At 43.5% G+C, this 20,616-nt stretch carries 13 protein-coding genes and 1 tRNA gene; 11 read left to right on the plus strand and 3 right to left on the minus strand.

The window, feature by feature from the left end; genetic code table 11:
• Nucleotides 1-116 precede the first annotated feature (116 nt).
• On the plus strand, nucleotides 117-2,492 hold the full coding sequence (locus ACE38W_RS02265; protein ID WP_375828604.1) for an ABC transporter permease: 2,376 nt from the start codon (nucleotides 117-119) through the stop codon (nucleotides 2,490-2,492).
• A gap of 143 nt (nucleotides 2,493-2,635) precedes the next feature.
• Here ACE38W_RS02265 and ACE38W_RS02270 read toward each other — a convergent pair whose 3' ends face one another.
• Nucleotides 2,636-3,829 (minus strand): hypothetical protein, encoded by a 1,194-nt coding sequence (locus ACE38W_RS02270; protein ID WP_375828605.1) that lies wholly within the window; start codon nucleotides 3,827-3,829, stop codon nucleotides 2,636-2,638.
• Between the two features lie 448 nt (nucleotides 3,830-4,277).
• Nucleotides 4,278-4,760: a hypothetical protein gene (locus ACE38W_RS02275; RefSeq protein WP_375828606.1), complete on the minus strand. Its 483-nt coding sequence runs from the start codon at nucleotides 4,758-4,760 to the stop codon at nucleotides 4,278-4,280.
• A gap of 159 nt (nucleotides 4,761-4,919) precedes the next feature.
• On the opposite strand from ACE38W_RS02275, the gene ACE38W_RS02280 reads away from it, so the two are divergent.
• The 10 genes from ACE38W_RS02280 (at nucleotide 4,920) to ACE38W_RS02325 (ending at nucleotide 18,868) form a co-directional block, all read left to right on the plus strand.
• Nucleotides 4,920-5,873 (plus strand): ABC transporter ATP-binding protein, encoded by a 954-nt coding sequence (locus ACE38W_RS02280; protein WP_375828607.1) that lies wholly within the window; start codon nucleotides 4,920-4,922, stop codon nucleotides 5,871-5,873.
• 255 nt (nucleotides 5,874-6,128) lie between these two features.
• On the plus strand, nucleotides 6,129-6,662 hold the full coding sequence (locus ACE38W_RS02285; RefSeq protein ID WP_375828608.1) for an RNA polymerase sigma factor: 534 nt from the start codon (nucleotides 6,129-6,131) through the stop codon (nucleotides 6,660-6,662).
• Between the two features lie 5 nt (nucleotides 6,663-6,667).
• Nucleotides 6,668-7,786, plus strand: coding sequence for a FecR family protein (locus ACE38W_RS02290; RefSeq protein ID WP_375828609.1), 1,119 nt, complete (start codon nucleotides 6,668-6,670; stop codon nucleotides 7,784-7,786).
• A 76-nt stretch (nucleotides 7,787-7,862) separates the two neighbouring features.
• On the plus strand, nucleotides 7,863-11,261 hold the full coding sequence (locus ACE38W_RS02295; RefSeq protein WP_375828610.1) for a TonB-dependent receptor: 3,399 nt from the start codon (nucleotides 7,863-7,865) through the stop codon (nucleotides 11,259-11,261).
• Nucleotides 11,262-11,279: 18 nt separating this feature from the next.
• On the plus strand, nucleotides 11,280-13,115 hold the full coding sequence (locus ACE38W_RS02300) for a RagB/SusD family nutrient uptake outer membrane protein (protein WP_375828611.1): 1,836 nt from the start codon (nucleotides 11,280-11,282) through the stop codon (nucleotides 13,113-13,115).
• A 29-nt stretch (nucleotides 13,116-13,144) separates the two neighbouring features.
• On the plus strand, nucleotides 13,145-14,443 hold the full coding sequence (locus ACE38W_RS02305; protein ID WP_375828612.1) for an IPT/TIG domain-containing protein: 1,299 nt from the start codon (nucleotides 13,145-13,147) through the stop codon (nucleotides 14,441-14,443).
• 2 nt (nucleotides 14,444-14,445) lie between these two features.
• Complete coding sequence (locus ACE38W_RS02310; protein ID WP_375828613.1) at nucleotides 14,446-15,984, plus strand: right-handed parallel beta-helix repeat-containing protein; 1,539 nt, start codon at nucleotides 14,446-14,448, stop codon at nucleotides 15,982-15,984.
• 61 nt (nucleotides 15,985-16,045) lie between these two features.
• Complete coding sequence (locus ACE38W_RS02315) at nucleotides 16,046-17,905, plus strand: M1 family metallopeptidase (protein ID WP_375828614.1); 1,860 nt, start codon at nucleotides 16,046-16,048, stop codon at nucleotides 17,903-17,905.
• A 173-nt stretch (nucleotides 17,906-18,078) separates the two neighbouring features.
• Complete coding sequence (locus tag ACE38W_RS02320) at nucleotides 18,079-18,576, plus strand: DinB family protein (RefSeq protein ID WP_375828615.1); 498 nt, start codon at nucleotides 18,079-18,081, stop codon at nucleotides 18,574-18,576.
• 219 nt (nucleotides 18,577-18,795) lie between these two features.
• A tRNA-Lys gene (locus ACE38W_RS02325) sits at nucleotides 18,796-18,868 on the plus strand.
• A 464-nt stretch (nucleotides 18,869-19,332) separates the two neighbouring features.
• Here ACE38W_RS02325 and ACE38W_RS02330 read toward each other — a convergent pair.
• Nucleotides 19,333-20,370: an ankyrin repeat domain-containing protein gene (locus ACE38W_RS02330; protein WP_375828616.1), complete on the minus strand. Its 1,038-nt coding sequence runs from the start codon at nucleotides 20,368-20,370 to the stop codon at nucleotides 19,333-19,335.
• Nucleotides 20,371-20,616 lie beyond the last annotated feature (246 nt).

Raw genomic sequence — 20,616 nt, forward strand, 5'->3', positions numbered from 1 at the left:
TATGTTTAAAAAACGGACAGAAAGCCTAATGAATTTTTTTATATTTGTTTGTAAATCATTGTTTTATGATTCTGGCATTTTTGTAGCAGCCCATGCTGCTCTATAAATAACCAACTATGGTCAAGAATTATCTAAGAATAGTATGGCGCAATATGCAGCGCAACAAGACATACTCCATTATTAATATCACCGGTTTAGCCATGGGTGTTACCTGTGCCATATTGATATTTTGCCTGATCAACTATCACTATTCTTTTGATAATTACCATCCTGATAAAGCGCGTATTTACCGCGTAGTATCTGAGACCAGGTTTGATAATCAGTTAGATCCCGGCCCCAGTGCACCCTCGCCGATGGCTAATATATTAAGGCAGGAATATGCTTTTACGGATGCTGTGGCGATGAGGTCCACCAGGTCGGCGATGCTGGTGACTACTACCCAAGTCGGCGATGCCAGCAAGTTTAAGTTTCGCGGCGCCTATATTCAGCCAGACTATTTCAAGATATTTGATATACCTATGCTCAACGGACGTCAACCTGTATTGACGGAACCTAACACTGCCCTGGTTACGAAAAATGTAGCAGATAAAATCTATCCTGGCCAGGACCCTGTAGGTAAGCCACTGGTAGTTAATAACAATGTCGTATATACGATTGCAGGTGTTTTGAAAGATGTGCCTGTAAATACAGATAATCAGGAAGAGATCTACCTGCCATTTGAGAATCTTCATCGGTTAAGTCCGGGCTTTGTTAACGATAGCAACTGGAATACGCTGAGTACTTCCATGCAGTGTTATCTGAAGGTAAAGCCTGGTGTCAGAGAGGCTGATGTAGATAATCAGTTGAAAGGGTTGGTAAATAAATACTATTCTAAGGAAGATGCTAAATTATTTCACTATTTCCTGCAGCCTTTATCAGAGCGTCATTTTGATTCCCGCTTTAATGGTGTGATAGATAAACGTTATCTGACGGGCCTCGCTTTGATAGGCATATTACTCATTGTTACGGCCTGTATCAACTTTGTGAACCTGGCTACGGCGCAGTCTATACGAAGAAGTAAAGAGGTGGGCGTGCGCAAGGCTTTGGGTGGCTCGCACTGGCAAATGCTCTGGCAGTTTTTATTTGAGACAGCAGGCATTGTGGGGATAGCCATGGTGGTTGGCTGTATAGGAGCGATGCTCTCCTTACCTTATCTGAATCAGTTGTTTAGTGTAACGATCAATATGGATTCGCGGCTGGTATTGACTTTAGCGAGTTTTGCAATAGGTCTGTTTATCCTTACTTCCTTGCTGGCGGGTTTCTATCCGGGCTGGTTATTATCGCGGTTTAAGCCGGTTGAAGCCTTGAAAGGCAAGGTGGTGGCTCCTGGTGGCAGGAGTTTTAATATTCGTCGCGGCCTGGTGGTGGTGCAGTTTGTGGTAGTGCAGTTTATGATTATCAGCACACTGGTAGTAGCTCGACAGATGTATTACGCCATCAATGCAGATTTAGGATTTAAGAAAGATGGTATCCTGTTACTTGATTTGCGTGGAGCGAAGGAGAGTAGCAATGTGGCGCTGAAGAATAGGCTCCTGCAGATTCCGGGCGTTACAGATGTAAGTCTGTGTTATACTCCTCCACTATCTGATAATAACAATTACAGCGATGTAAAGTATAATAATAGCCCTGTAAGTGAGGCCTGGCAAGTAAATACAAAGAATGGTGACGAGCATTATCTCAGCATGTTCGATATTAAGCTGGTAGCAGGTAGAAACTTCTATCCCAATGATACTAATAGTGTGATGGTAAATGAGATGTTTGTGAAGAAGTTGAGAATAGCCAGACCAGCAGATATATTGGGCAAGCGTATACAGATGGAAGGCCGGTTTTTAGATGTAGTGGGCGTGGTGAAAAATTTTAATAACCTGAGCTTACACCATGGGATAGATCCTGTCAGGATCAGTTATCAGCCGGACAATTTCACTGGTTGTGCGATCAAAATAAAGCAGGGGAATCTGCATGTAATAGATGATATCAAAAAAGTATATAGCGCTATATATCCGGAACAGCTGATAGAATATGGTTTCATGGATGATGCTATTACTCAGCTATACGATGTAGAAACGATGATGATGAAGTTGATCAGGATATTTGCAGTCATTGCGATTTTGATAGGCTGCATTGGTTTACTGGGGCTGGTTTCTTTCCAGGCGGTGCAAAAGCGCAAGGAGATAGGCGTGAGGAGAGTATTGGGTGCTACAGTAAGTTCTATTCTCTGGTTGTTTGGCCGTGAGTTTGCTCGGTTAATAGTGATTGCATTTGTGATTGCAGCGCCGTTTGCTGCCATGGTGATGTCGAAGTGGTTGCAGAGTTATGCATATAGTATCCATCTGGGGCCTGCGGATTTTCTGTTACCGGCTTGTATTACCGCAGTAATTGCTTTGATTACGGTTTGGTATACTTCGTATAGTGCTGCCAGTATGAATCCAGTGAAGAGTATTAAGACTGAATAATATTTATATAGAATGTTCACCAAGAAAGAGGGTGTCTCAAAAGTAATCTGAAGGTGCTGAGAATTGCATAAACGAAAATTCTCTCCATCAGCTAACCCGAATAAAATCGAGTTAAAATTACTTTTGAGACAGCCTCTCTTTTTTCAACTATTTAGTCCATTGTAAATTGCATCTCTGTAGGCTTTTGCTAAAGTAACCGTACTATTGTTACTTACTCCATTACAGCAGGTAGAAAGTGTACAATTGACAATAGAATCATATAGCCAGATGAAACCTCCGTTTACAGCATATTTCTGATTACTCCAGGCACTATACTGAGTCTGTAAATCACTTGGACAAGCCCCACCTTCATTATATGTATTCTGACATTGTCCGCTTAGTTCATAACCATCACATTGCGGTGCGCTTCCCCACCACGGTGCTCCACCGAAAAACACAGCCGTCGTTGCCGGAAATGTACCAGTAGGAAGAATGATTGTCTGATTACAATAGAAAAAGAATGTTTCTCCTCCCTGCATACTCTGCATGGCTTCATTGGCACTACTATAAGTTCCTTGCCTCAGCATGCCCGACCAATCACCGTTGCCATACATTGCTACATTAGGTTTCGTCACTACATTTTGTCCGGGTGCGTTATCCTGCCACCAGCCACTCGATTGCATAGCTCCTAAACCCGGAATTAATAAGGTGCCAGGATTTATTCCAGCGATAACACTTCCCCAACCTTGAGGATTATTTCCCATACCGCCAGAGTAACATTGCAGATGGATAGCACTTACAAAGTTGCTTCCCCCTTGGGTAATTAAATCCTGAAAAGTCTGATTCCAGATGTCACTTTCATAATATGGACAGAAGCTTACAGATTTATACCCGATGGCTTTCAGCATCAGCCCAAAATTTACCATCGTAGTAGTGTTCATGTAATCTTCATTATCAAAATCAATGGCATCAATATTTCCGCCAGCTGCTACCATAGCGGCTAACAAGGCATTGAAGTTATCGTACAGGTTATTTCCTGGTCCGGGTACTCCATTTTTTACGAAAGTGGAAATATTCGCAAAATCGCTGGTTCCGCCTGCTCCTACCGAAAAGATAATACCAACGTTCTGCTTATAAAGTGTTGCACATCTATCAGGCAAATTCATCGGCTTAGCTTCCTGATATACTCCGTTAGTGACAAAAGGAGTATTATTAAAAATCAAATTTCCTTCTGTATTCACATGAACCGACCATAGTACTAATGTAGAATAACCGCCTTGCTGAATGGCTTCTACTGCACCGTTTTCGCCAAAGGCAAATGCGCCACCGGCATAAATTCTGGTTTGTGTGTTGCTCATAAGGATTGTTTTGAGGTTATAAATAATGATTATCTGAGGCTGTTTTTGGGATCTAAAAGTTACGAAATTTTGCTTAGAGAAAAGTTATTTTCATCAGCTTAATAAGCTGGAATCCTTACTACGAGAAACAGACACAACACTTATTATCTATCAACTTGAAATATTTTCCACCTCAATTTCTTAGCTACCATTAGTGGCGGAGAGGAAGCGTCGAATAATCCCGGCAACATCACAAAAATAAAGGCTTTGGAGATGATATATACAGTTTTAATCGCCCCGATGCCGATTTGACAACCAACATATGTAGCTGTTATAATTAAAACCTATCATTCACTTTAGGATATATTCTTAAAATAGAAGAGGGTGTCTCAAATTCCTTTGAAACACCCGCTTTCATTTTGCTATCTCTCTTCGCCGAAGGTGGGAGAGATAGCAATAAATATTCTAATTATTGATTTGCTGCTTTCTTCTTTTTAGAATGATCCACGATGGCACCAGTACCAGCGCCAACGCCGGCACCAATAAGGGTTCCGATAGCGGCGCCTTTCACGTGATCTTTATTAACGATCGCACCAGTAACAGCACCAGCACCAGCACCTACTACGGCACCTTTTGCAGTATGGCTCCATGAGCTCCATCCTTTTTTCTTTTTCTCAGCAGGGGTAGCTGCTGCTGCCGCAGGAGCGTTGTTGGCTGCTGCGCCTTCTTCGTTGGTGTATGTAGCTGGGCTAAAACCGCTTTCGCTACCACCTTTATGATGATGCTTGCTTACATAGTTCATTGAATCTATAGTACGTTGTTTGATAGCTTCAACGTTATTGATAGAGTCAATGGTGGCTTTTTTAGCTGCTTCAATGGCTGCCTGGTCCGGCTGGCCTTTACAAGCAAATAATGCTAAAGCGGCTGCTGCTACGACGAATGTTTTTTTCATGGTTAAAATCTTTAAAATTCCCTCTAAACATGGGCATTGTCCAAAATTATGCCAATTTGGGCCTGCAAATATAATGTATTATAAAAAAACCGCAAGGGATTGTAGCTGTGATGTATAAAAGATATGATTATTCTTCATTTTGAATACCTTTACACCCTCATGATGAATTTTCTTGAAGTAAATCAGATCAGCAAAGCCCATCAGGAGCAACTGGCAGTGAAACAGGTAAGTTTTGAAATGCCGCAGTTCCAGAAGCTCGCCATTGCCGGTGCTACCGGTTCTGGTAAAAGTACGCTCCTAAAAATTATTTCCGGCCTCGTGCAAACAGATGAAGGTACCGTACATTTCCAGGGAAACCGTGTCAAAGGGCCTTTGGAAGTCCTGATTCCCGGACACCCAGGAATCGCTTATCTCTCGCAGCATTTTGAACTCAGAAATAACTTCAGGGTAGAGGAAATCCTTGCCCGTGATAATAAACTGGTAGATGAAGACGCAGCAAAAGTTTATGAAGTATGTCGTATTACGCATCTCTTCAAACGTAAAAACGACCAGATTTCTGGTGGCGAAAGACAAAGGGTGGCATTAGCCCGGCTGCTCACTACAGCGCCGCAGCTGCTCGTGCTGGACGAGCCCTACTCCAATCTGGATATGATCCACAAGCAAATGCTGAAACAGGTGATCGCAGATATCGCAGCAGATCTTTCCATTACCTGCCTGCTCACTTCCCATGATCCACTGGATGTGATGTCCTGGGCGGACCGCATCATGATTATGCGTGGTGGTGATATTGTGCAGCAGGGCGCACCAAAGGATATCTACCTGCAACCGGCAGATGAATATTGTGCGGAACTTTTCGGTACATATAACCTGCTCTCTGCAGAACAAGCTAAGTTGCTTGGCATCAAAACCAAGGCAGCGCAGGTTTTTGTTCGTCCTGAAAATGTACAGCTGACAAAAGGTAGCGGCGTAGCTGCCACCGTGGAAACCGTACAGTTTTTCGGAAGCTATGAACAGGCCGTTCTGAAAACAGACGTCATGCCCGTTTTAATAAAAACACATCCCGGAACGCTGCAGCCAGGAGAAACCATAAAGATCAAACTCTCCTTGAAATAATCCATCTCATCGCGCCAGCTAAAGCAAATTACCTGGCGCGATGTTGTTATCCATCAACCATATATTAATACTATCTGATCATCTCCCCATCGATCATCTCCCAAAAAATTCTTAATACAAATAAAAAATTATTATCTTGATCCTATCAACCAAGATAATAGTAAATGCCGGCAGCATTATAAGTGAACAGTGACCAGGCAGGCTGCCATCCTTAATAATAGCATATTTCCTGTATTTCACACGGCCAGGTATTCCATGGAAAAACAACCAGACTATGAGCTGATGGAACGGCTAAAGGCAGGCGACAGCGCCGCTTTTGATACGTTTTTCGTAAAATATTACCAGATGCTCTGCCTTAATGCTTACTGGTTTCTGCGCAATGAAGCAGAAGCACAAGACCTCGTGCAAACATTTTTCGTCGATATCTGGGATAAAAAGTTATATTTAAATCTCAATGGGGATGTTAAAGGCTATCTTCATCAGTCTGTAAAAAACCGTTGTCTGAACCATCTGCGTAAGCAAAAGCTGACCAAAGAGCAACAGGAAGGTTTTTCTCTGTTACAGGACATTACAGACAGGCCACCAGAAAACAGTCCGGATTACACCCGGCAACTCAATACTACTCTTGACGAAATGGCCAGACAAAAGAGAGCCGCCATTCACTTAGTTTATATACAAGGAAAAAGATACCAGGAAGCTGCCGATGAAATGGGCATCAGCCTGAATTCTTTTAAAACGCATCTGAAGCGCGGCCTGAAATTACTACGTCATGCCATCATTCAGAAATAATGACAATGGAACAAGACCATATATTCCAACTATATATTCAACATGAGTCGGGAAATCTCAGCCCCGAAGATGAACAATATATTGAAACACAGTTGCTGCAGAATGAAAGTTTTGCACAGCAGTGGAAAAAGCTGGTGGATGAAGGAAATACGCTTCCGGTGAAGTCGGTACTCCAACATGCAGATCCCCAGCAGGCCTTGCAGCAACATTACCGCCGTCGCAAAAAAATTGTGCGAATGCACCGCCTACGGATGGTTTCCGCTGCCGCCATACTCTTGCTCATAGCCTTCTCCGGCGCATGGTACCTGCACCTCAGAAATAAACCCATCGCAGATAGTATTGCTCGTTTAGCCATTGCCGTTAAACCTCCTGTGCAGCTTAATCTCGCCAATGGTAACACCATTACATTACGACAAGATAGTAATCATGTTATTCGTATAGGCGATGCCGTTATTAAAACTAAAAATGGACAACTGGCTTATACTTCCGCTGACACTACCCTCAACACCTTAACCGTTCCTCCAGGAGAACATTACCGACTGCTGCTATCGGATGGTACGGAAGTATGGTTGAATGCAGCTACCACCTTACGTTTTCCTTTTAATTTTTATGGTAACACCAGAGAAGTAAGCGTAGAAGGAGAGGCTTATTTTAAAATTGCGGCAGATAGCAAACGGCCGTTTATTGTAAGGAGTGCCGCCCAGCAGATAGAAGTATTAGGTACCAGCTTTAATATAAATACCTATAATAACGGTATCGTACAAACGTCGTTGGTAAGCGGGCAAGTACGCCTGCACAGCCATGCCGGACAGGTGCAATTATTAAACCCTGGTAGCCAGGCTATCTATGAAAATAATGATTTCTCCGTACGTAAGTTTGATGAGGAAGATGTATTGTCGTGGATGTCTGGTATCACCTATTACCACAGTTTGCCACTGCGGCAGCTGGCGCCTATTGCCGCCCGGTTTTATGGCGTGGAAGTAGAGATCGAAAACCCCGCACTATCTGCCCGGTCGTTTACAGGGCTTATGGAGCGTAATAAATTAGAAGACTTCTTATCCGACCTGAAAGTCACAGGCAATATTACCAGCGTCGTTCATGGCGATAAAATAATTCTCCGATAATTTTATTTTTTCCTGTCACCCGTTTCTAAAATCGCGTGTAGTTAAGATGTAATGATTACCTCTAAACTATTCCGCGATGAAAAAAACTATACGCCTGCGTAGTTTGCTGCTGCTATGGCTGCTATGTTGTTGCTGCTGCATACAAGCTGTCAGCGCCCAGGATAGCGCCCGTGCCGCCCGTGCTACTGTGACTATCTCCGGCAACCACTTGTCTTTGTTACAGGTGTTTACTGCCATAAAAAGGCAGACAGGGCTCACTCTCGTTTACAGCAACCAATTGCTCAATGATGGCGAGGAAGTGAGTGTCAGCTTTCATGCCACACCGCTGCAGGAAGTATTGAGTACTATCCTGAAAGATAGAAACATCTCCTACGTGATCCAGCATAACCGTATTATCCTGGATAAGAAATTACCCGCACCTGCCCCTGCTGTAATCACGCAGCAAGACGAAGAATGGCAGGTGCGAGGGCAGGTGCTGGCTACTAACGGTACACCGGTGCCAGGGGCTACCGTGAGCGTAATTGGCAGCACACGCGGTATGGTGACAGATGCGATGGGCATCTTCAGTATTACAGTCAATAAAAACAGTATTGTTCGTGTAGCCATGGTAGGTATGAATACAGAAGATGTACCCGTAAATACCAGACGAACGATAAAAATTACGCTGACAGAAAAAGTAGACAAGCTGAATGAAGTAGTGGTAGTAGGTTTCGGTAATCAACGAAAAGTAACAGTAACCGGCGCCGTGTCCAGTGTAAACATGGCCGATATGAAAGTGCCGGTAGCCTCTCTTACAAACGCCTTGGTAGGAAAGGTTTCTGGTGTAATATCCATGCAAAACAGCGGCGGAGAGCCGGGATATGACAACCCGCAGTTCACCATCCGTGGTATAGGCACGTTCACTGGTATTGTTACACCACTGATAGTAGTTGATGGGGTTCAGCGTAATGATATTAATTCTACCTATGGTGGTGCATTTAATAATATAGATCCAGAGGATATCGCCAGTATTTCACTGCTGAAAGATGCCTCTGCTACCGCGGTGTACGGCGCCAAAGGCGCGAATGGCGTATTAATCATTACAACCAAACGAGGTATTGCCGGTACGCCCAGGGTATCGGCCAAAGCCGAAACCGGCTGGACAGGCTTAACAAAGCTACCACAGATGGCAGATGGCGTGACCTACATGAAATTATATAATGAAGCGAAAACTAATGCCGGCGAAGCACCGGCCTATTCTGATGAAGTCATCGCCAAAACAGCTTCCGGCCTGGATCCATACTTGTACCCCAATGTAAACTGGATTAAATCTATCTATAAAGACTGGGCCTCCATGACCAATGCCAACGTCAATGTAAACGGCGGGGGCGAGGCCATGCGATATTATGTATCTATGTCTTTCTACGACCAGGAGGGACAATATAAAGTATCCAACCAGAACGGTTATAATCCTAACCTGAATTTCAAACGCTACGATTTCAGAAGTAACGTAGACATGAACGTTACCAAGTCTACACTGCTATCACTGAATGTGGCCTCTATGCTGGTAAACAGCCACTTTCCGGGCAATCCTGCAGGCGGCATATGGTATGCCGCCTATGCTACCAATCCTATCTCTTTTCCCATTTCTTATCCTGGCAATAAATGGGCGGGACCCAGAAATAATGGCGGCGCCAATCCTTATAACATGGTGCAGAACTCCGGCTATAGCACGGAGTTTAAGCCTTCGGTGCAGTCGGTGTTATCGCTTACTCAGCACTTGGATGCCCTCACTCAAGGGCTTTCGGCTGTAGCGCGTTTTTCTTTTGATAGCTACGGTGAGTTTGATACCAAACGGCCAGGTACCAACGATTTATGGTATGCTGGCTCCCGTGATGAAGCTGGCAACTTACAGTTTGAGCGTACCCGCACCGGAGATACCTACCTGGGTTACGGTTACTCTGCTTCGGGTGAAAGAGTGATGTACCTCGAAGGCAATATCAACTATAACAGAAGTTTTGGCAACCATACTGTTGGAGGCCTCCTCGTAGGATCTATGCGTAATAGAGTGATAGGATCTGCCGACAACCTGAAACTAGCTATTCCTTTCCGCAACCAGAGCGCCGCTGCCAGGGCCACCTACTCTTTCAAAGATCGTTACCTGGCTGAAGTGAACTTCGGTGCCACCGGTTCCGAAAACTTCGATAAAGGAAAGCGCTGGGGCTATTTCCCAGCAGTATCTGCAGGATGGGTGATTTCAAAAGAGAATTTCTTTCAGCCTTATATCAGAAAAATAAACCTGCTGAAAATACGTGGCTCGTATGGTAAAACAGGAAATGATCAGCTGAATGGTGATCGCTTTGGTTATCTCACTTATATCAATGGTGCTGGTGGTATAGGTTTCGGCTACTCGCCTTCCTGGTATGGTGGCATCTCTGCAAGCACCATCGGCACAGATAATCTCACCTGGGAGAAATCTGCCAAAACAGATATTGGACTGGAAGCAGGCTTCTTCAATAAATTAAATCTTGTAGTAGATTATTTCCAGGATCATCGTAACAGCATATTGGTGTTAAGAAACTCTATTTCTCCGATTGCAGGATATGATGCTGCCATTTATGCCAATATGGGAGAGATGATCAATAAAGGACTGGACGCGAGTCTGGAGTATGTTGATCGACTGGGCAAAGATGTCAGTATCCGTCTGTTTGGAAATATCACGTATGCACGTAATAAAATATTATATGCCGATCAACCAAAAGCATTATATCCATATCAGCAGCTGGAAGGCCACCAGAACGGAGAATACAGAGGTTACGTCAGTTTAGGATATTTCCAGAGTCAGGATGAAATTGATAAGAGTCCTGCGCAGACAAGGAAGATGTACCCTGGAGATCTTAAATATGCCGACTTAAACGGCGATGGAAAAATTGATGCCAATGATATGACCTTCCTTGGTAAATCCAATTTCCCGGTATGGTCCTATGGTTATGGTTTTACGCTTACTTATAAGAAGCTGGAACTCTCCACCGTTTTTGCCGGAGTGGCAGATGTAGGTATTATGGCTAATGGCTCGGAGATAGCTTTTGGCGACGCCGGCGCAGGTGGTGTAGGCGTGGTACCGTTTGCAGGTATGGGACAATATTCTGCGAGTATACTCACTGATGTCTCCAATCGCTGGACTACCGAACATCCCGATCCTAATGCACATTATCCGCGATTAACAATTGCCAGTTTGAGTGATAACAATTATCAGAACAGCACTCATTGGTTGAGGGATGGCAGCTTCATGCGACTGAAACAGGCTACACTGAGCTATTCATTAATAACGCCTGATATGAAGAAAAAAGGGATCAGCAATATTACCTTTTATGCTACAGGTACCAATCTGCTCACCTTTACCAAATTCAAACTCTGGGACCCTGAACTAGGCGCCAATGGCGCGAAGTATCCTTTCGCTAAAACTATTACAGTTGGTGTGAGAGCGCAGTTTTAACCGTTTAAGATAATTGTTATGAAGACAAATAAATTATGCTGCATACTTCTCTGTTCAATAGCGATCGCGCTAAGTGCTTGCAGCAAATACCTGGACAAAAAACCTGATAATCTCCTTACAGAAGACCAAATATGGCAAACCCGTGCCAATGCAGAGGCTTATCTCTATAACGTATATGGCTATCTGCATATTTCTGATGGTGGTAATTATCCGGAAGTGGGTGTGTCAGATGAATCTTCCGTGAGTATTCCTACCACCAGCGCGAGGTTGATAGTGAGCGGTAACTGGAGTCCCGTAGACTGGTCATTCTATTTCTGGTCCAACAGTTACACGGCTATACGAAAATCAATCATCTTTGAAGAGAATATTGATAAGGTACCGGGTAATCAGCTCAGTGATGACTTAAAGAAACAGTATAAAGCTGAGGTGCAGTTTTTGCGAGGTTACCATTATTGGCAGCTGTTGCGCCAGTATGGTCCGTTTGTGAAGCTGGACAAAGTGCTGTCGCAAACAGATGATTTTAATAACTATCCGCGCGCACCTTTTGATACTTGTGTAGCAGCCATCATTGCTTTGATGGATAAGGCTGCAGCGAACCTGCCGGCCGTTTGGGAAAATGCCTCTAATGATGGCAGGGCCACCCGTGGCGCATGTATGGCAATCAAGGCGAAGGTATTGCAACTGGCAGCGAGCCCGCTCTGGAATGGGAATTCTAATTTCTCTTCTTTTAAAAACCAGGATGGTACACCATTAGCGCCGGCAGCCTATGATGTAAACCGCTGGAAACTGGCTGCTGCCGCAGATAAAGCCATTATCGATGCAGCTAACTATAAACTATATACGAATTTGGATAATGGCGATAGTCAGTTCAACCCTTATCTCTCTACCCGGGATGTTTTCCTGACAGCGTGGAACAATGAAATTATTATAGGGCTGGTATCCTGGAGTAAGTGGGGCTTCACCAAATGTGCCTCTCCTGGCCCTGCGGGCGCTAATATGTATAACGTAACCCAGAACCTGGTAGATGCTTTCGCGATGAATGATGGCCGGTTTATCGAAGATCCTGCGTCGGGGTATAAGGAAACAGGTTTCGCGCAACAGGATGGCGTTAACAGCTGGGAACAAAAGGCCGGCGACTGGAATATGTATGCCAACAGAGAGCCGCGTTTCTATGCATATGTGGCGTACAACGGCCGTCCAGTGCTGGCTGCCAAAACCGCCGATGACAGGAACTATTTTTCTTCTGACGCCAATGCAGATGGCAGAGGAAGAATAGAGTTTTATTACAATGGTAAATCAGGGCAGAAATCTGCTGGAAACAATAGTATTACCGGCTATCTCATGGCCAAGCGCATTAGTCCTAATGATAACATCCGTTTCGATCAGGTGAGTAACCCTGGTGTATTTACAATACTGCGCTATTCAGAAATCTTATTGGATTATGTAGAAGCATTGAATGAGTATGATCCGGGAAATCCAGATATCGTGAAGTATCTGGATATGGTACGCGCCAGAGCAGGGCTGCCGGGCATCGAAACATTGTATCCCGATGCGGTGGGAAATGCAGATAAGATGCGTAAATATATTTTGCGTGAACGCCAGGTGGAGCTGTGTTTTGAAGGCGACAGGTATTATACGCTTGTAAGAAGGTTGCTGCTAGGTAAGCCGGAAAACCAGACCATTTACGGTTTGAACGTAAATGCAAATGATAACGGATTAGGTTTTGCCTTCACCGATTTTTACAAACGTACTTTATTTCAGCAACGTACCTGGGATAATAAAATGTATCTCTTTCCAATACAGCAACAGGATATCACCCGCGACAGAGCGTTGGTACAAAATCCTGGCTGGTAATCTATTTCATCATCTACCTACAAAAAATTATGATAAAGCAAATATATACCTGTTGCCTGGTAGGGCTGATTACTTTTGCCAGCTGTAAGAAAGATAATATTGCTGCGCATGTGGCAGGTGCTGCCATGCGTATAGATAATTTCACGCCGGAGACGGGAGGGCGTACCACGGAGATATTGATCAGTGGCGACAATTTCGCAATGGATACCAGTCAGCTTACGGTGACCATCAACGGCCATAAATGTACGGTGCTACGCACGAATATGAACCAGCTGATGGCCATTGTGCCTAAACAATGTGGTACGGGTCATATCGTGGTGACATCAGGGAAGGACAGTGTGGTGAGTACTAAACTTTTCAACTACGTATATACGCGAAGCGTTACAACGCTGGCGGGTAATGGTAAGGCTGGTTATGCCAATGGCAAGGGCACCGATGCACAGTTTAATTTCAATGGAGAAAGCTGGTATAGAAGTGCTGGTATTGTGGTAGATGACCAGTTTAATGTGTTTGTGACAGATGTAGGCAACCACTGTATACGAAAAATTGATAGTGCGGGAAATGTGAGCCTGTTTGTTGGAAGTCCTGGTATCAGCGGATTTGCGGAGGGTAAAGGTACCGATGCGAAATTTTCTTTACTATACGGTATGACCATGGACGGGCAGGGAAATATATATACTGCTGATCCTGGCAACTGGGATATACGAAAAATTACGCCCGATGGAAATGCCACTGTACTGGTATGGGGTAATGTAGCGCCGTGGTTTATAACCTACGACAAAGTATCAAAGCAATTGTACTATGCTATAGCTGATAGCCCCGGTAGCGTGTGGCGAATCAATAGTGATAATAGCCAGGATAAGATCATCAATGGTATCAATTATCCCGGTGGTATTGCGTTTGATCCGCAGGGGAGTTTAATTATGAGTGTAAATGGGGATCATACATTGTTGCGTTTTGATGCCAAAACCTGGACTTCAACAGTAATAGCAGGCAGCACCGGGCAATTAGGTTATGTTAATGGATCCGCCACCACAGCACGTTTCTCGCTGCCCTGGGATTTGACACTAGATGCACAAGGGAACATCTATCTCGCAGGAGATGGCAATATTTCGACCCCATATAATATCGATCAGAGTGTTCGGTTTATCAGTGCAGGTACTTATGATGTAAGAACTTATGCAGGAGGTAATGCACCCGGATTTACAAATGGAGTAGGGGAGGCCGCATCTTTCGCAGGCCCGGTAGGTGTGGCTTTGGATAAGAATGGAACATTGTATGTAAAGGATAAGGATAACAATTGTATCAGAAAAATTATCTCCGAGTAGCCATGAGCGTATATTGGTCATTTGCCTGCGTGATAATGGCTATAATGAGTTGTAGCGGCAGTTCAGCGGATCGTTCAGGCGTTACTGTTAAACCAGCATCGCATGCTATTTATGTGGCTGCAACTGGAGTTGATGGCGCTGCCGGCGATATTCATCATCCCCTGAAGACGATCAATGTGGCATTAGGAAAAGCCCGGCCAGGAGATTCTGTGATACTGAGGGGAGGAACATATAATCAGTTAGTGGTGGCTAATGTAAATGGTACTATAACGGCACCGGTTACACTTAGCGCCATGCCCGGAGAACGTGTACTGATCGATGGTACAGGGATACTAACCAGTGCAGCAGTTAGCCTGTTAACGATTAGTAATGCACATTTCCTGACCGTAAACGGCCTGGAATTTTGCAACCTGAGAACTGCGACCCAAGGAACGGAAGTGAATGGTATTACAGTGAATAATGGCGCTACAGCTATTACGTTACGCAATAACAGGGTGTATAATATTGCATCTGAGCTATCGCCGGAACAGGGAAGAAGCGGTCATGGCATATTGTTGATAGGTAATACCAGCGAGCCTTTGCAGCAGATTATCGTAGAGAATAACGAAATACATGATACACAAACAGGATATAGTGAAAATCTTACCATCAATGGTTATGTAGATGGATTTATTATCCGAGGCAATAAAATTTATAATACAGAGAATATCGGTATAGATGCGGCGGGAGGCTATGCCGCTAATCCTAATCCGGTGCTGAACTATGCGCGGAACGGACTTATCAGCGATAACGAGTTATACAACATCGATATGACGCGAGGCCCCATCGGCAGTATACACGGACATGGCGCTATTGCGATTTATGTAGATGGCGCGAGAAATATTATTGTAGAGAGAAATAAAATACATGATGCAGACAGAGGAATTGGCATTGTGAGCGAGAATGATGCCTTTCCTACCAGCAACTGTATCGTGCGAAATAATTTCGTATATAACTGTTGGCGTACAGGCATCTACCTGGGTGGGTACCTGGGTTATACTTCTGGCGGCACCCGTGATTGCTATGTGGTAAATAATACTTTGTTTATGAATAACAAGGTGCCTGGCGCCTTCGGAGAGATAGAAGGGGAGCTTCGTTTAACGGAACAGTGCTTCAATAATATTGTTCGTAATAATCTCGTATATGCAAGACCGGTAGACGTCTTCCTGCACAAATATACAAATACAGGTAGGGGGAATATGGTGGATAACAACTGGTATTATACAACCGGCACACCACAATGGATCTGGAACAGTACTAACGGTAATCCATATACGGATTTGATAAGCTGGCAGCGTGCCAGCGGTATGGATGCCGTGTCAGTTTATGGTCAGGATCCTCAGTTAAGGAATGTGGATTTACCGGATATCCACTTAAAGGCGTCGTCGGGGGCTAAAAGTAGTGGAATGTTATTGCCGGATTCTATTGTAGGGGCGCTGGATATAGACGGAAAACCGCGTATTAGCGATAGCCACTTATCCATTGGAGCACACCAGTTATAAGAAAATGGTTTGTAAATGCGGGTATTTTTACCGAAGTTAGATCAGATTTCATCCTCTGATTATGAGAAAGCATTTACTACTACTTCTAATGGCGGTAGGATATTCGGCTGTACAGGCGCAAGAACTGTATATGCCCAGGAATATCCGCAATGCCTATACCGCTGGTACCCGCGATAAGAGCGGCCACCCCGGAGCCAAATACTGGCAAAACAAAGGAAATTATGATATACAGATTAAACTGAGCCCGCCGTCGCGTACGGTGCATGGCACAGAAAGTATCCAGTATACCAACAACAGTCCGGATAGTCTAAAGCTGCTGTGGATTCGCATGAATACGAATCTCCACAAAACGAATGCGCCCCGCGATGGTTATCATTCCAGCGACTTCCTGACTGATGGCGTTACCATTGATAAATTCGTTTACAATGGACAGGAGCTGAAATTTAATAATGATGTCGGCACGGTAGGCTACATTAGACTGCCTACGCCTATCACACCAAATGGCGGTGCTAAAATTGAAATTACCTGGCACTATGACTTGTCAAAGGAGAGTGGCCGTGAAGGGATGATTGACAGCACGACCGCATTTGCAGCTTATGCTTATCCGCGTGTATCCGTTTACGATGACTATAATGGCTGGGATGATCTCCCACATACGGACAGAGCTGAGTTTTACAATGATTTCAATGATTATACCGTAGCGGTGACTGTTCCTAAAAACTTTGTGGTTTGGGGAACTGGAAATCTGCTTAATGCTCCAGAAGTATTGCAGCCTGAAGTGGCTGCGAAACTGAAAGCCTCTTATACAGCGGATAATACCATAAATATTGCTAGTCTACAGGATATGCTGGGTCATAAGGTTACCAAGCAGCAAGACTATAATACCTGGAAATTTGAGGCTAAGCATATCACGGATGTGGTATATGGCATCAGTGACCACTATGTATGGGATGCGAGTAGTTCGGTGCTGGATACAGCCACTGGCTTGAGATGCAGTGTGCAGGCAGCTTATAATGATACTGCGGTAGACTTCCATCATTCGGTGGATTTTGGCCGTAAATCGCTGGCATGGTTTTCAAACCACTGGCCTGGCGTTAAGTATCCTTATCCGGTGATGACCGCATTTCAAGGATATGCAGACATGGAATATCCGATGATGGTGAATGATAATACTGTGGGCGATAATATGTATTTCGCCAAGTTGGTGCAGGATCATGAAATGGCGCATACTTATTTTCCTTTTTACATGGGTATCAACGAAACCCGCTATGCCTTTATGGATGAGGGTTGGGCTACTACTTTCGAATACCTGATCGGTATTGCGGATGTGGGTAAAGCGAAGGCTGATAAGTTTTATCAGCGTTTCAGGGTGTCTTATTATACGAAGGACCCGTCTACAGAAGAAGATCAGCCTATTATCAGTATGTCAACACAGGTGAGTGGTATGGGTTATGGAAGTAATTCTTACGGTAAGGCTTCGTTGTCATATCTCGCATTAAAGGATTTATTGGGAGATGAAGATTTTAAGAAGGCCTTGCATGTATATATGGATACCTGGCATGGGAAACATCCTATTCCATGGGATTACTTCAATATCATGAATACCGCTACAGGTAAGAACCTGAACTGGTTCTGGAATAACTGGTTTTTCAGTAATAATTATATAGACCTTTTGGTAGCTGGTGTGAAGAATAATGCTGTTACCATCAAGAATGTGGGTGGTTTTGCCATTCCATTTGATATGGAGGTAACAGATGAGAGCGGGGAGAAGCGTCAGTTCCATTATACGCCGGCTGTTTGGCAGAAGAATGCCAAAGAAGTGGTGATACAGGTGCCTGGGAAGTCGGCCATCAAAGAGGTTTCAGTTGATGGTGGCTTATTTATGGATGCCACTCCGAAGGATAATAGCTGGAAGAAATAAATAGAAGCGTAATGAGTTTGCTGGCGGGTGTATCAATATAATTTGATACACCCGCTTTTTTTATGGTGGGGGCAACACTTCAAAAAAAAGTTTTGTTATAGAGAGATGCTACTGACATAGGGTTGTCACAAGGCGGTATTTACTTTGTATCAACAACAAAAAAGGAAAACGATATGACTATTCTTGAATTGTATTTGAAAGAATTTGACCAGGAAGCTGAGACTACCAGGAAAATGTTGAAGCAGGTACCAACGGATAAGTTGGGCTGGAAGCCTCACGAGAAGAGTATGACGATGGGCAGGCTGGCTACGCATATAGCGGAATTACCTACCTGGATACCGATGACATTCAACACGGATGGTCTTGATCTGGACGTGAGTACTAATCAATTCCTCGTAAAAGAATCTTCGGAGGCTTTGATGGAATATTTTGAAGCGTCGCTGAAAGCCGGCAGAGAAGCGCTTGTTAATGGCAAGGAGTCGGAGCTCGACAAGAACTGGACTTTAAGTAAAGGAGGAAAAGAGCTTTCTACACGATCTAAGCTGGATGTATTGAAGATGTCACAACATCAGATCATACATCATCGGGCACAGCTGGGCGTATTTTTGAGGCTGTTGGATATTCCGATTCCAGGAAGTTATGGTCCTAGTGCGGACGAACACTTCATGTAGAATCAGTATGAATCTTCGCAGTTATATTTTACGGGCGTTGTATAACTGCGAAGTACATACGCAGAAATGTAAATTTTTTTATGTCCTGAAACTGGCTATGGTGGCCTGTTTTGCGAAAGTGTAAATAAAAATGTTTCAAAAACATTTTGTAGAAATAAATATTTTTCTATCTTTGCACTCCCGTTACAAACAAGGGTATCGCGGTAATAACCACGATAAGATTCCGTAGCTCAGTTGGTAGAGCAATACACTTTTAATGTATGGGCCCTGGGTTCGAGTCCCAGCGGGATCACTGGATAAAGATTGAAACCTGCGCACCGCGCGGGTTTTTCTTTTTTAGTCGATCATTGTACTCTATTTCAAAGAATTTTTATTTTAGATCGCTAGCGTTTAGATACACCTTACTAGAGGTACGATTTTGTTGCGTCTTTAGCTGGCAGTTTACTATAATATCAGTGTGAGTGATTTGATCTCCTGCCTCCTGAGCTTTTCGGATGAGTAAATCAACAGTCTTCTCAAACAAAATCCAAATACTCATTTACTATTTATTTTATTGCAGATTGGGAATACAATTGTTACAAGGATAACGCTGGCTGGCAATAAACTTTTTATACAAACAAAGAGCGGTGAAAAATAGGAGGTTGCAGTTTAGCGGTTGCACTGCTTCTACAGGTGTAGGAGAGTAGTTCGGGGATGCATTCCCTTCTATCGCAGCATGGGCAATAGGATCCAGGCATTGCGAAAGCCTAGCTTATATTAACAGATCAGGTTATTATCCTGCGAATGAGGAATCAAAGCCGAATGTTTTAAACACCAGTCTATAATATTGCTGACAATACTGTCGTATATGTCATCCGACAGATAAGGAGTGTTCTTGCTGGATAAAATTTTCAGATGGTGGTTTATTTCCAATGACTTTGCAGCGTCAAAATAATTTGACGTTACCAACTTAAGCTTAAGATAAGCAATAAGTCGACCGTGGCAGTTTTCATTGAAATTGGCATTACCGTTTCGCTGTGCCTCATCTCTCAATTTTTCAATTGATCGCAATAGCTCACCCTGTACTGTTTGTGCCTGACCAGATTTGGGCACAAGCTGCTGCCATATTAATTTTGCTGCATTAAAATAATCATTCTGTTGAACAAATGCATGTAACTGTTGAACATCGAATAGTGAATCAGGTTCACTATCTTTTTTTGAATGCTGGTCTTCTGCATTTGGGATTTGTTCCGTACTTATATTGAACCGTTCCAGGAATTCGATGAATCTATCCTTATTCCAGGATATGCCTGATTTTATACATTTGTCCGTGACTTTTGCCCCTTGGGTTATTAAATATTCAGCGGCAGGAATAGGATCGGAAAATGTGTTGGTGAAAACTTTTGATAGCGGTGTATGCCCGTATCTATCTAATTGTTCCAATGCGGCGCCATGCTCAATCAATAATTTTATACATTCGAGGCGCCTTTGTGCGCAAGCCTCCAGTAGGGCGGATTCGGTAGTTTGTCCTTCTACTTTGTAATCTACATTTTCTACCTGGCTTATGATAAAATTTAGTATATCAATTCGTCCTAAATAAGCTGCAATAATGAGTGGCGTTTCTCCTATTTCATTTGTTGCATTAACGCCAATTTCATTTAATATCTCCAATGCCTTTTCCTTGTTATATTTTTTTCCATCATAGCCGAGGAAGTTTTTAAATTTGGTAAGCTTATTATTTTGCATGCATTTTAGTGTAACTATTGTGACAGATAACTTGCGGGAGACAGTAGCTAAAATTAATAAAAAGTCCATCTTCAACAATATTATGAATTGATTATAATGATGCGGCATGTATTCCTTCATATAATAGAATGACCGCCTGTTCTTAGTTGAGTGCCTGTTTTACAATTAATTGTATTCAGGTGACGATTGCCTGATTCTATTTCCTATTTTTCCTTTCATAACTTGGTATATGTCCAAAAACGTCCTGGTATAAAATCCGCATGCGTGGATTAGGCCTTAGCGCCAGTGTCAGCATAAGCTTTATTTAACTATAAT

The sequence above is a fragment of the Chitinophaga sp. Hz27 genome (genome assembly GCF_042263525.1).
Classification (GTDB): domain Bacteria; phylum Bacteroidota; class Bacteroidia; order Chitinophagales; family Chitinophagaceae; genus Chitinophaga.